Annotated in this window: 13 protein-coding genes and 1 tRNA gene; 4 read left to right on the forward strand and 10 right to left on the reverse strand. The window is 67.3% G+C overall.

From position 1 onward, the window contains the following. Nucleotides 1–8 precede the first annotated feature (8 nt). The 5 genes from ACZ6TV_RS00105 to ACZ6TV_RS00125 form a co-directional block, all read right to left on the reverse strand. Nucleotides 9–1,529, reverse strand: coding sequence for a peptidoglycan D,D-transpeptidase FtsI family protein (locus tag ACZ6TV_RS00105; protein ID WP_465293645.1), 1,521 nt, complete (start codon nt 1,527–1,529; stop codon nt 9–11). After that, nucleotides 1,526–3,034, reverse strand: a complete 1,509-nt coding sequence (locus ACZ6TV_RS00110) for an FtsW/RodA/SpoVE family cell cycle protein (protein WP_465293647.1) — start codon at nt 3,032–3,034, stop codon at nt 1,526–1,528. Before ACZ6TV_RS00110 ends, ACZ6TV_RS00105 begins: the two co-directional genes overlap by 4 nt. A 42-nt stretch (nt 3,035–3,076) precedes the next feature. Continuing rightward, on the reverse strand, nt 3,077–4,492 hold the full coding sequence (locus ACZ6TV_RS00115; RefSeq protein WP_465293649.1) for a BofC C-terminal domain-containing protein: 1,416 nt from the start codon (nt 4,490–4,492) through the stop codon (nt 3,077–3,079). Then, nucleotides 4,489–4,968 (reverse strand): FHA domain-containing protein FhaB/FipA, encoded by a 480-nt coding sequence (locus ACZ6TV_RS00120; RefSeq protein WP_354776874.1) that lies wholly within the window; start codon nt 4,966–4,968, stop codon nt 4,489–4,491. Before ACZ6TV_RS00120 ends, ACZ6TV_RS00115 begins: the two co-directional genes overlap by 4 nt. Nucleotides 4,969–5,056: 88 nt before the next feature. After that, complete coding sequence (locus ACZ6TV_RS00125) at nt 5,057–5,830, reverse strand: DUF3662 and FHA domain-containing protein (protein WP_354776876.1); 774 nt, start codon at nt 5,828–5,830, stop codon at nt 5,057–5,059. 159 nt (nt 5,831–5,989) lie between these two features. Here ACZ6TV_RS00125 and ACZ6TV_RS00130 point away from each other — a divergent pair. The 3 genes from ACZ6TV_RS00130 (at nt 5,990) to ACZ6TV_RS00140 (ending at nt 8,197) form a co-directional block, all read left to right on the forward strand. Beyond that, a tRNA-Leu gene (locus ACZ6TV_RS00130) sits at nt 5,990–6,075 on the forward strand. Nucleotides 6,076–6,313: 238 nt separating this feature from the next. Further along, nucleotides 6,314–7,387 carry an NAD-dependent epimerase/dehydratase family protein gene (locus ACZ6TV_RS00135; RefSeq protein WP_465293652.1) on the forward strand — a complete coding sequence of 358 codons (1,074 nt, stop codon included), beginning with the start codon at nt 6,314–6,316 and terminating at the stop codon, nt 7,385–7,387. A gap of 3 nt (nt 7,388–7,390) precedes the next feature. Beyond that, nucleotides 7,391–8,197 (forward strand): WecB/TagA/CpsF family glycosyltransferase, encoded by an 807-nt coding sequence (locus ACZ6TV_RS00140; RefSeq protein ID WP_465293654.1) that lies wholly within the window; start codon nt 7,391–7,393, stop codon nt 8,195–8,197. Between the two features lie 75 nt (nt 8,198–8,272). On the opposite strand, the gene ACZ6TV_RS00145 is transcribed toward ACZ6TV_RS00140, so the two are convergent. The 5 genes from ACZ6TV_RS00145 to ACZ6TV_RS00165 form a co-directional block, all read right to left on the reverse strand. Next, the gene (locus ACZ6TV_RS00145) at nt 8,273–8,569 is read right to left on the reverse strand and encodes a hypothetical protein (protein WP_465293656.1); all 297 of its coding nucleotides are present in this window, start codon (nt 8,567–8,569) and stop codon (nt 8,273–8,275) included. Between the two features lie 123 nt (nt 8,570–8,692). Beyond that, nucleotides 8,693–9,661: an adenosine deaminase gene (gene add, locus ACZ6TV_RS00150; protein WP_465293658.1), complete on the reverse strand. Its 969-nt coding sequence runs from the start codon at nt 9,659–9,661 to the stop codon at nt 8,693–8,695. Between the two features lie 128 nt (nt 9,662–9,789). Beyond that, nucleotides 9,790–10,257: a hypothetical protein gene (locus ACZ6TV_RS00155; protein WP_465293660.1), complete on the reverse strand. Its 468-nt coding sequence runs from the start codon at nt 10,255–10,257 to the stop codon at nt 9,790–9,792. A 134-nt stretch (nt 10,258–10,391) separates the two neighbouring features. Next, a complete protein-coding gene (locus tag ACZ6TV_RS00160) occupies nt 10,392–10,619 on the reverse strand; it encodes a DUF397 domain-containing protein (protein WP_465293662.1) in 228 nt (75 codons plus the stop codon). Next, nucleotides 10,619–11,419 (reverse strand): helix-turn-helix domain-containing protein, encoded by an 801-nt coding sequence (locus ACZ6TV_RS00165; protein ID WP_465293664.1) that lies wholly within the window; start codon nt 11,417–11,419, stop codon nt 10,619–10,621. Before ACZ6TV_RS00165 ends, ACZ6TV_RS00160 begins: the two co-directional genes overlap by 1 nt. 404 nt (nt 11,420–11,823) lie before the next feature. Here ACZ6TV_RS00165 and ACZ6TV_RS00170 point away from each other — a divergent pair, with 404 nt between their 5' ends. Next, on the forward strand, nt 11,824–12,087 hold the full coding sequence (locus ACZ6TV_RS00170; protein ID WP_465293666.1) for a hypothetical protein: 264 nt from the start codon (nt 11,824–11,826) through the stop codon (nt 12,085–12,087). Nucleotides 12,088–12,211: the final 124 nt, after the last annotated feature.

Consider the following 12,211-nt stretch of genomic DNA (forward strand, 5'->3'; position numbering starts at 1 on the left):
GCACCTCATTATTTGATGCCCTTTTCGTCCGCGTATGCCTTCATGACCAGGCCCGAGATGCGTGCCGCCTCCGCGCTGCCACCCTTGCCAGCGTTTTCGAGGAAGACCGCGACCGCAATGATCGGCTTGCCGTCCTTCATCGCGAAGCCGATGAACCAGCCGTGATCACCGGCTTCGTCACCGTCTTCCGCCGTTCCGGTCTTACCACCCACCTGCAAACCGGAGATGTTGGCGTTGCGGCCCGTGCCGTCACGGGAGGTGACGACGCTGAACATCATCTGCTGCAGGGCGGAGGCGACTTCGCCGCTGATCGGGCGGCCAAGCTCCTTGGGGTCGGTCCGGTCGGCGTTGGACAGGTCGGCGTTCTGCAGACGGTCGACGATGTAAGGACGCATCTCGCGTCCCCCGTTGGCGACCGTCGACGCAATCATGGCGCCTTGCAGCGGAGACATCTTCACTTCCCGCTGTCCGATGCTCGACTGAGCCACGGCCGGCGGGTCCACGCGGTTGTCAGCGCCTGCGGTCATCGGGCCGGTGTGGCTGGCCGCGACGTTGCAGTAGTTCTTGTCCTGGTCCTCGATGAAGCGCGGCTGGGCCTCGAAGCCGAAGGCCTGCGCCATCGACTTGAGCTTCTCCGCCCCGAGCCGCTCGACGCCCATGCGGGCGAAGACGGTGTTGCACGAGACGGTCAGCGCCTGCTTCAGCGAGATCTGGTCGGGGCAGATGCCCTCGTGGGCGTTCTTGATGCGGAACGACGAGGTCTCCGGCGGCTGGTAGAACTCGCCGCCCTGCACCATCGAGTCGGGCGTGAGCGACGAGTCCGCGGACAGCGCCGCCGCCGAGGTGATGACCTTGAAGGTCGAACCGGGCGGGTAGATCTCCTGCACCGCGCGGTTGAGCATCGGCTTGGCCGGGTCGCCGTCCAGCTTCTTGTAGTTCGCGCTGGCGGCGTTGATGTCGTGGGTGCTCAGCAGGTTGGGGTCGTAGCTGGGCAGCGACACCTCGGCGAGCACCGCACCCGTGGTGGGGTCGAGGGCGACGACCGCGCCGCTCTTCGCCTTCACCTTGTTGGTGCCGAGCTGCGTGTACGCCGTCTCCTGCGCGGCCTGCGAGAGCGTCAGCAGCACGTTGCCGCCGGCGACCTCCTTGCCGGTGAAGAGCCCGGCGATCCGGTCGGCGGCCTGCTTGTCGGAGGTGCCGATCAGGAAGTCGTTGTTGAGCTTCTCCAGGTTGGTTGCGCCGAGGTTGACCGGCTTGAAGCCCACGACGTGCGCGTACTTGTCCTTCATCGGATACGTGCGGAGGAACTTCAGCGTGTCGCCGGTCTCCTGCGCGTCGGCGATCGCCACACCCTGCGCGTTGATGATCTTGCCGCGGGCGCGCTCGTATTCGCTGGCCTGGACCCGGCCGTTGCGCGGGTGGGTCCGGTAGTCGTCGGCCTTGACCACCTGGCGGTAGTTCAGATTCACGAACAGCATCGCGAACAGCACCAGCGCCACGACACCGACCCGGCGCAGTGGGGCGTTCATCGCACGACCTCCGTGGGAAGCTCTTGGATCTGGACCGGCGCGCCGCCCCCACCACCGGTGGACACACCGCCGATCCCGATCGACGGCGCACCGCCGGCCGGGCGCCGCGACGCGTCGGAGATGCGTAGCAGCAGGCCGATCAGCAGCCAGTTGGCCACCAGCGACGAGCCACCCGCCGAGAGGAACGGCGTGGTCTGTCCGGTCAGCGGAATCAGCTGGCTGATGCCACCCACGATGACGAACACCTGCAACCCCAGCGTGAACGCGAGGCCACCGGCGAACAGCTTGCCGAAGGAGTCCCGCACGTTGATCGCGGCGCGCAGCCCCCGCTCGACCAGCAGCAGGTAGACCACGAGCAGGGCGGTCAGGCCGAAGAGCCCGATCTCCTCGCCGAGGCCGGAGAAGATGAAGTCGGTGCGCACCTCGGGCACCTTGAGCGGCTGGCCCGCGCCGGGGCCGGCCCCGGTCAGGCCGCCGGTGCCGAGCCCGAGCAGCGACTGGACCAGCTGGTAGCCCTTGTTGTCCGCGTCGGCGAACGGGTCGAGCCAGGTGGTCGCGCGCTCGGAGAAGTTGAGGAACGGCCCGCCGACGGTCTTGCCGAGGAAGTACGCGAGGAACGCGCCGCCGAGGAAGAACCCGAGGCCGATGATCAGCCAGCTGACCCGGACCGTCGCGATGTACAGCGTCACGACGAACATGCCGAAGTACATGAGCGAGGTGCCGAGGTCCTTCTCGAAGATGAGGACCATCAGCGACAGCAGCCAGACCAGGACGACCGGACCCAGGTCACGGCCGCGGGGGAAGTCGACGCCGAGGAAGCGCTTGCTGGCCATCGACAGCACCTCGCGCTTGCGCACCAGGTAGTAGGCGAAGAAGACCAGCAGGAAGATCTTGGCGAACTCACCCGGCTGGATCGAGAAGCCGGGGAACTTGATCCACAGCTTGGCGCCGTTGATCGAGGAGAACCGCGCCGGCAGGACCGCCGGGATGAGCACCAGCACGATGCCGGAGAGCCCCAGCGTATACGCGTAGCGCGACAGCGACCGGTGGTCCCGCACGATCACCATCAGGATGACCGCGCCGATGATCGCTGCCGCGGTCCAGCCGAGCTGCCGGAAGCCGTCGCCGCTGAACACGCTCAGGTCGGCGCGCAGCGGCGCCTTGGCCCGGCCCAGGTCCAACCGGCGCAGGAACCCGACGCCGAGCCCGTTGATCAGTGCCACCGCGGGCAGGATCACCGGGTCGGCATAGGGAGCGAGGAACCGGATCGCGAGGTGTGCGCCCGCGAAGATGACCCCGAGGATCGCGACCTGCACCCAGAAGTCCGCGGTGACCTCGCCGATCGCGTTGCCCTCGACGACCGCCGCGTAGACCAGCAGGATCGCCGCGACGAACAGCAGCAGCCCCAGCTCGACGTTGCGCTTGGTGCGCGGCTGCGGCTGGTACGCGCCCGCCCCGTCACCCGGGTTGGCAGGCGACGGGGAAGGGATGGCCGTTGCGGTCACAGCAGAATTCCTCTTGGCCTCGCGGTCAGGGTCATCGTCGGATCAGCAGCTGGTGGTCGGGGTCGGGGTCTCGGACGCCATCGTCGGGGGCTCGCTGGTCGGCGCACCCGACGCCGGCGCCGCGGAGGAGGAGGCGGTGCCGGTGACTCCCGGCGCCACGGCGCTGGTCGCACCGGTCGCGGTCGCGCTCGGGTCCGTGGTCGGGTCGCCGGTCGGGCACGCCTGCTTCCGCGACGGATTGTCGGGGTCCGTCAGCGCGGCGAGCTTGTCCTTGGCCTGCTCCAGGTTGTCGACCTGGATGCCCTGCTTGACGGTGCCCTGCGCGGCCGGGGTCAGGTCGTCGAGCTTGAGCTCGCTCGACTCGTAGACCTCCGAAAGCTCGATCCAGGCGATCTTGCCCGGAACGCCCTTGAAGATCGCGACGGTGCCGTCGTCGGTCGCGCCCACGTAGTAGCGGGACTGGGTGACGCTCCACCCATACCAGAGACCGCCGCCGAGCAGGCCGAGCAGGACCACGAGCAGCACGACGGTGCGCACCGGGTGGCGCTTGGGCCGGCCGGCCTCGTCGCGGGCCTTCTCCGCGGCGCGCGCCCGTGCGTCTTCCTCGGGCTCCGGCACCGGCGGACGCGGCGCCGCGAGGGCGGCACCCCGGGCCGAGGACATCGACTGGTCGGCGGACGTCGCCATGCCACGGTCCTGTGCGGCGGCACCCCCGACGATCGGCCGCTCCTCGACGATGTCCTCGTCGGTGACGTCGGCGACGATCACGGTGATGTTGTCAGGACCCCCGCCGCGCAGGGCGAGCTCGATGAGCCGGCCCGCGCACTGGTTGGGGTCGACGTACTCCCGCAGCGTCGACTCGATCGTCTCGGCGCTGACCACGCCGGAGAGCCCGTCGCTGCACAGCAGGTAACGGTCGCCCGTCTTGACCTGGCGCACCGAATACTCGGGGTCGGCGTCGCGCCCGTCGAGGGCCCGCGTCAGCAGTGAGCGCTGGGGATGGCTGTTGGCCTCCTCCAGGCTGATCCGGCCCTCGTCGACGAGCATCTGGACGTAGGTGTCGTCCTTGGTCACCTGGGCGAACTCCCCGTCGCGCACGATGTACGCCCTGGAGTCGCCGATGTGGACCATGCCCATCTTGCTGCCGGAGAACAGCATGGCGGTGAGGGTGGTGCCCATGCCTTCCATGGCCGGGTTTTCCTCGACGGCGTCCCGGATCTGCTGGTTGGCCAGGTCGACGGCGCCGCGAAGCGTGTCGATCATGGCGTTGCCGGGCACATCCTCGTCGAGCGGCGCCATGGTGGCGATGACGATGTTGCTGGCGACGTCACCGGCGGCCATGCCGCCCATGCCGTCGGCCACGGCAAGCAGCCGCGGTCCGGCGTAGACGGAGTCCTGGTTGCCACTCCGAATCAGACCGCGGTCGCTGCGGGCCGCATAGCGCAAGGTGAGGGTCATGGCCGTAACTCGAGAGAAGTGCGGCCGATGCGAATCGGCACGCCAAGGGGGACGGGGGTAGGGGCGCCGACCTTGGTCTTGTCGAGGTAGGTGCCGTTGGTCGAGCCGAGATCCTCGAGATACCACTGGCCGGCTCGGGGCACGAGGCGGGCGTGCTTCGCCGAGGCGTAGTCATCGGTGATCACCAGCGTCGAATCCTCGGCGCGGCCGATCGTGATCGGCGCCTCGCCGAGCGTGATCCGGGTGCCCGCCAGCGAACCGGCGGTGACGAAGAGCTGGTGAGCGGTCTTGCCGCGCTTCACCTTCGCCGGACGGCCAGGAGCCGTCACCGCACCAACCCCCCGGGGTGCGGCGACGATCCGGCTCGACCGAGAGCCCGCGAACAGGTCCCGCCGGATCACTCCCACCACCGTGAACACGAAGATCCACAGCAGCACGAGCAACCCGTAGCGGGCGACCGTAATGACAAATTCCATCTACGACCTATCAGGGGCCTGGTGAAGGCCCGGTCGAGCAGGTGCACTCATCCAGATCCGCCTAACGTCGACCACGTGGTGCAGTGACTCAGCCATCCACGCGGTAGGTGAGCGTGGTGGTGCCGAGCTGGATCATGTCACCGGGATTCAACGCGACCGCGGAGACGCGTTGACCGTTGACCATCGTGCCGTTCGTCGAGCCGAGATCGGTGAGCACCACCTGCGCACCGTCAAAGTCGAGTCGCGCGTGACGACGCGAGATGCCGACATCTGGCAGCCGCATGTTGGCCTGATCGCCCCGGCCGATCACGGTCGAGCCGATCGACAGAGGGTAGCTTCGCCCGTCGCCGGACACCAGTCGTACGTTGCGGGCGGGCCCGCCGGGACCGCCGGCACCCGGACCGTAGCCACCACCCTGGTTGTAGCCGCCATACGGATCGGGAGCGGCCTGCGGCTGCTCGCCACCCGTGTAGACCTCGGCAGTCACCCGGAACATGCCGGTGTCGAGGCCATCACCCCGCTCGATCTCGACGATGACGTCGCCATAGACCGTCCACCCCTGCTCGCCGATGAACTCCGCCTGAGACTGGGCGAGCTCCTGGGCGAGCGCGGCGGCATACGGCGCCAGCCGACTGTGGTCATAGGGCGAAAGGTCGATCACGTAGCGATTCGGCACGAGCGTGCGCCCGCCAGCCAGAATCGCCTTGTGGGCTTCCGCCTCTCGTTGCATGGCGTTGAGGATCTCCACGGGGTGGACGACCCCCTTGAAGACCTTTGCGAAGGCCCCCTCGACCAGGCCCTCTAGGCGCTTCTCGAAGCGCTGCAGCACACTCACCGGTTCCTCCTCGGGTTCCGAGGTCATGATGGTATCCGGACGTCGCACGCCCAGTTGCAACCTGACCGGTCAGCCCGTGCTACTCTTCCGTGGCGCCCAGGGCAGCCTAGTCCCTACCCGGTCAAAACGCCGAGTTGGGACACGCTACTCTGAGCACTGCCAGATGATCGGCTCGCCGATCGTCAAGGGGAAGTGGCGGAATGGCAGACGCGCACGGTTCAGGTCCGTGTGCCCGAAAGGGCGTGGGGGTTCAACTCCCCCCTTCCCCACCACGTTGGACGCTCCCTGCTCACGCTGCGGGGAGCGTTCGCCGTTTACGTGGTGGATCCTCCGCGCGAGGCAAGCCTCGCTCCCCGGTGGGGGAGCTTCGCTCCACCCACACCCCCTCAAAAGCGTCGGTGGTGGGCCTACGTCGTAACGCGCCCTCTCGGTTGCTGTGCGTCAAAAAGGTGACTCCTGGGTGCGGGGTATGCTCGGCCCGATCTGCCCGAGCCGCAAGGAGTTCTTCTCGTGAGCGTCGTCATCGTCACCGGGTCTGCCGGCCTGATCGGGTCTGAAGCCGTTCGGCATTTTGCTTCCCTGGGGCTGGATGTCGTGGGCATCGACAACGACATGCGGAAGCAGTTCTTCGGGGCTGAGGCCTCCACCGCCTGGAATGTCGTCGGTCTGACCAGCGACCTGGGCGATGCGTACACGCACCACGACGCCGATATCCGGGACCGGGACGCGCTGGCTCAGATCTTCAAGCGCTACGGCAAGGATGTCGCGCTGGTGGTTCACACGGCGGCGCAGCCGAGTCATGACTGGGCGGTGCGGGACCCGTTCACGGACTTCGACGTGAACGCCGGCGGGACGTTGAACATGTTGCAGAACGTGCGGGAGCACTGCATCGAGGCGCCGTTCATCCACTGTTCCACCAACAAGGTGTATGGGGACCGGCCCAACAGCCTGCCGCTGGTGGAGCAGGAGACGCGGTGGGAGATCGAGGCGGGCCACCCGTACGAGAACGGGATCAAGGAGGACATGTCGATCGACGCGTGTCTGCACTCCGTCTTCGGGGCGTCGAAGGTCGCCGCTGACGTGATGGTGCAGGAGTACGGTCGCTATTTCGACATGAAGACCGCGTGCTTCCGGGGCGGGACGCTGACCGGGCCGGCGCATTCGGCGACCGAGCTGCACGGCTTCCTGGCGTATGTGATGCGCTGCAACATGGAGCGCCGGACCTACCGCATGTTCGGGTACAAGGGCAAGCAGGTGCGGGACGCGATCCACTCGCACGACGTGACCAGCGCGTTCGAGGCGTTCTTCCGCAACCCGAGGTCGGCGGCGGTCTACAACCTCGGCGGTGGGCGGCACTCCAACACCTCGATGCTGGAGGCGTTCGCGGAGTCGCAGCGGATCACCGGCCAGGAGATGATCACCGAGTATCACGAGGCGAACCGGGTCGGCGACCACCAGTGGTGGATCGGGTCCAACGAGCGGTTCCAGCTGGACTACCCGGACTGGAAGCAGGTCTACGACGTGCCGATGATCCTGCAGGAGATCCACGAGGCCAACGTCGGCAAGTGGACCCCGGCGGCCTGACCGGTGATCGACCAGGGCAAGCAGAACGTCCTCGGCGTGAATGTCAGCGCCGTCGACTACGACAGCGCCGTCGAGAAGGTCATGAGCGCCGCCCGGGACGGCCGGCCGCTCGCGGTGACGGCTCTCGCCGTGCACGGCGTGATGACCGGCGTGCAGGACAAGGCGCACGGCGCCCGGCTCAACGCCTTCGACCTCGTGACGCCCGACGGGCAGCCGGTGCGCTGGGCGCTCAACCTGCTGCACCGCGCCAGGCTCGCCGACCGGGTCTACGGTCCTGAGCTCACGCTGCGGGTCCTGCGGGCCAGCGCGGAGCAGGGCCTGCCGGTGTATCTGTACGGCTCGACCGAGCAGACCCTCGAGCTGCTGGTGTCCAAGCTGCACGAGCGGTTCCCCGCGCTGAAGATCGCCGGCATGGAGGCCTCGAAGTTCCGTGCGGCGCAGCCGGGTGAGCCCGAGCAGATCGCCGCCCGGATCAAGGAGTCCGGGGCGCGTGTGGTCATGGTCGGTCTCGGCTGCCCGCGGCAGGAGATCTTCGTCTACGGCATGCGCCACCTCGTGGACGCGCCGATGCTGGCGGTCGGCGCGGCGTTCGACTATCACGCCGGCGGGTTGAAGAACCCTCCCGCGTGGATGCAGAAATACGCCCTGGAGTGGCTGTGGCGGCTCGGCCTGGAGCCCAAGCGGCTCTGGAAGCGCTACGTGCTGCTCAACCCGGCCTATCTGGCCCGGCTCGGCGCGCAGAAGACGCGCCTGTGGCGGGCGACCCCGCCGGCCCCGGCCACGGAGCCACTGAACACGTTCGCGGTCTGAGGCGCAAGCGGCTCAAGGCACAGTTCGAGGCCGGTCCCCGTGCGGGGGCCGGCCTCGAACTAGAAGTCTGTGCGGTCAGCGACCGGTGATCGCGTCGACCTTGACGGCCCGCCGCTTGAAGGTGCCGCGCTTCGCCAGCGCCTGCTCGGCCGGCACCAGCATGAGCGCCAGCGGCGCCGCGATGTACCAGCGGTCGAGCATCACGTAGGCGACGATGTTCATGACGACGCCGAACGCGTAGAGCGCGATCAGCCAGTCGACACGCTTCTCGCCGATCCCGCGCTTGTGGTAGGCGTCAAGGACGCCGAACGCGCCGATGCTGAGGGCCAGGAGGCCGCCGCCACTCATCATTGCGAACATCAGATCGGACACGTCACTCACCCTTGCCTTTTCCGTACCACCGGCGAACCCGCCCAAAGCTAAGCGGACATTTCAAGATCGACCATCAACTTTGCGACACCGACCTGGCCCGAACGTAGCCAGCCAATCGGACATTCAGCCGATATCACTGATCTTGCTTCTCAGCATTGCCCGGACGTTGTCGTCGCAGGCCGCACCCGCGACGCCCGCCAGGTAGGCGTCCCTCGCACCTAGACCGAGATCGGCAGCGACCTTGTGCTCTTGAGTCAGATCCGTGTTGAACATCGCCGGATCGTCGGTGTTGACCGTGCACGGCACCCCGGCCGCCACCAGCGCCGGCAGCGGATGCTCGGCGAGGGACGCCACCGAGCGGGTCCGGAGGTTCGACGTCGGGCACACGTCCAGGACCAGGCCACGATCGACGATCTCAGCCAGTACACCTGCATCCTCGACAGCGCGGATGCCGTGCCGCAGCCGGTCCGGCGCGAGGGTCAGGATCTCGCGGACCGACTCCGCACCCGCCGACTCGCCGGCGTGCGGCACGATCGCCAGCCCGCCGTCGCGGGCCAGCTCGAACGCCTTCGCGTAGGTCACCGCGGGCCCGGCCTGCTCGTTGCCGCCCAGCCCGAGGCCGACGATGCCCCGGTCCGCGTAACGGACGCTCCAGCGGGCGACGTCCTCGGCCACGTCGACCGGCATGCCGCGGTACAGGTCAGGGGTCAGCCGCACGATGATGCCGTGCCGCTCGTACGCCTCGGCGATGCCGTCCGTGTAGCCCTCGTACAGGTCCTCCCAGGCGACCCCGCGCTGCGCCCGCTCCCCGGGAGAGAAGATCGCCTCCAGGTAGACCGCACCGTGCGACGCGGCCACGCCGGCGTAGTCGACCACGATCTGCCGGAAGTCCTCCGCCGTGCGCAGGCAGTTCGTGGTGAGGATCCAGACCTCGACGAACTTCTTGAAGTCGGTGAACTCGTAGAGCCCCAGCACGCCTTCGACGGTGTCGACCGGCAGCGGCAGGTCGTTGCGGCGGGCGATCTCCAGCAGTGTCGCGGGAGGGATCGCCCCTTCGAGGTGCACGTGCAGCTCGATCTTGGGAATGCTCATGCGTCCCAACCTAACGACGGGCCCGATGCGCGTTCACGCGCACCGGAGCCCGCCCGACCTCCCCAGGTCGAGTCTCCCTGCGTTTGTACTGCATGGGGATCCGACCTGTCGACCGGCGAGCTCGGTGATTACTTCAGTCCGCGCGCCTCTTGCGAGTAGATGAGCTCCAGGATCGAGCGGGCCGCCTCGAACCAGCGGTCCAGCCACTCCTGCTGCGGCATCGTGCCCTTGGGCGGCAGCTCCAGCAGCAGCCCGCGCAGCAGCGGGTGGTCGGCCATCGAGCCACTGGGGCCGTCCAGCCAGGAGTCCTGCAGCACGTTGGACCGGCCGAACATCGGCTCGGTCAGCGGGCCGAGGTCTGCCACCAGCGACGACTCGGGCAGCTTCGGCGGCGTCAGCGACGAGGCGATCGGTGAGTTGTCCAGCGGCAGGGAAGCACGGTCCAGCGGCGAGCCGTTGCGCGGCGACAGTTCGTCGATCGGCCCGTCGCCGATGACGTCCCGGCGCCCGCCCGGGCGGTAGCTTCCGAGCTGCCCGGAGAAACGGTCGTCGGTCTTCGACGATCCGTTGCCGAAGTTGTCGGGGCCATTGTTCATCGGATACAAGCCTTATCTGACTCGGGTGTGTTCGGGTCTGAGCGCTCGTCAAATACAACGATGACCGGCCCGGTCCGCAACGGCGATACCACCGTCACGGGCCGAACCGGTCGATTGCGGACCTGGCGTGTTACTTACGCGAGATCGAATTCCCCGGCCTTGGTCCCCCCGACGAAGGCCACCCACTCCTCCGGGGTGAACAGCAGAACCGCCCCGGCCTTGTCCTTCGAGTCCCGGAGCGCCACGGCCCCACCGACGAACGCGACCTCGACACAGTTGTCCGAGTACGGACCGCTGCGGGTGCTCTTACGCCAGCCGGCACCGTCAAGATTCACGCTGAAGCCCTTGGCCTGGATTTCCACTACAGCTCCTTTGTCAGTTTCACGATCATTGATACTGACTCGTCCGGACGGAGTGCGTTGGCGCGCAAGTAGTCAAAGATGAATCCGTAGCGCTGAAGCTCGTCGTCCTTCTCGAGAAAGAGGCCACCGGCCGCGTTCGAGGCGAACACGAAGTTTTGCCCGGCGGACTCGTCGTACAGCAACATCGTGAATGTCCCGTCCATCCCGGCATGGGCACCGGCGGAGAAGGGCAGGATCTGGAGGGTCACGTTCGGCCACCCCGCCGCCATGCTCAGATGCTCGAGCTGACGGCGCATGACCGCTCTTCCCCCGACTGGGCGGCGCAACACTGCCTCGTCCAGCACCACCCAGAGATCAATCGGGTCATCCTGAGAGACCAACGACTGTCGGCTCATACGGACACGCACCCGTTTGTCAACCTCGGTGGCGCTGATGTCCGGGCGGGCCGCGTGGATCATGGCCTGTGCGTATTCCTCGGTCTGCAGCAGACCGGGCACGACGAGCGCCTCATAGGAGCGGATGTGGTCGGCGGCCGCCTCGAGGCCGACGTAGGCACCGGTGAGCACGTCACCGTAGAGCTGCCACCAACCCTTCTGGCGGGCCTCCCGGGCAATCTTCAGCAGCTGTTCGGCGTAATCGGGATCGACACCGTAGACGTCCAGCATGTCCCGTACGTCCCGGGGAGTAACGCCGGTCTGTCCCGTTTCGATGCGGGAAATCTTGGATCCGGAGCATTCCAGCCGCTCGGCGACATGATCAATGGTGACGTGTGCCGCCTCGCGGAGACGGCGCAATTCCATGCCGAGCTGCCTTCGTCGCAGCGTCGGGCTGCCTCGTCGACTTGCCACGCGTCACACCTCCGCGCCCAGGCCACGTTGTGCCGGTACGTATAGATCAGCGCAACATCATGAAGCTGCGCAACCCAGCGCCGGCACGACATTTTCACCACCTCTTGCGGATGTCGCCACCCGAGAGCGATTTCACTCATGCGAGAGATGGAATTTTCGTCGTGCAAGTTGCAATGATCACCCTCCTGGGGCAATCTGTGTGTGTGGCGGTGGTCACGGTCTGTTCATCTTCGTGCCAACGAGACGACCTGATCACCATCGCGGACGCAGCGACAAACGATCGAGCCGATCGGCGGTTACGGCTTCGCCGTGGCCGGCCTTCCCCCTGCCGACGGATGATGACGGGAGTCCCGACTGTGTTACCGAAGACCGGCGACGTGCTGCGCGTGACCAAAGCCGCGAGCGTGCAGTTCGTGCAGCCGATGCTGTTCCGGGTGATCCGGGTGCACGACTGGCAGACCTACGACGGATGGGCATGGCTGGACGGCTACCAGCTCAACGCCACCGGCGACGCGGTCGAGCGCCGGTCCATATTCGTGCTGCTGCAGGGGCTGCAGCCCGGCTTCGTCACCCGCACGCAGCGCATCACCACGCGGATACCCGTCTCCGCATCGGCCTAGCTCTCTCCTTGTCGCGGCGCCGCTCTCCTCGATGCGGCGCCCCGACGGAAATCCCGCAGGAGCAAGAACAGAAAGAAAAAAAGAACTGCACAAGACCACACAAGATGGATCCACCACACCCAAG

The organism is Dactylosporangium sp. NPDC051087 (assembly GCF_055586325.1).

Coding starts and splice junctions, on each gene's coding strand:
- ACZ6TV_RS00165 (WP_465293664.1), bottom strand. CDS start 11,419: ATGGAATTGCGCCGTCTCCGCGAGGCGGCACACGTCACCATTGATCAT.
- ACZ6TV_RS00120 (WP_354776874.1), bottom strand. CDS start 4,968: ATGGAATTTGTCATTACGGTCGCCCGCTACGGGTTGCTCGTGCTGCTG.
- ACZ6TV_RS00155 (WP_465293660.1), bottom strand. CDS start 10,257: ATGAACAATGGCCCCGACAACTTCGGCAACGGATCGTCGAAGACCGAC.
- ACZ6TV_RS00105 (WP_465293645.1), bottom strand. CDS start 1,529: ATGAACGCCCCACTGCGCCGGGTCGGTGTCGTGGCGCTGGTGCTGTTC.
- ACZ6TV_RS00125 (WP_354776876.1), bottom strand. CDS start 5,830: ATGACCTCGGAACCCGAGGAGGAACCGGTGAGTGTGCTGCAGCGCTTC.
- add (WP_465293658.1), bottom strand. CDS start 9,661: ATGAGCATTCCCAAGATCGAGCTGCACGTGCACCTCGAAGGGGCGATC.
- ACZ6TV_RS00115 (WP_465293649.1), bottom strand. CDS start 4,492: ATGACCCTCACCTTGCGCTATGCGGCCCGCAGCGACCGCGGTCTGATT.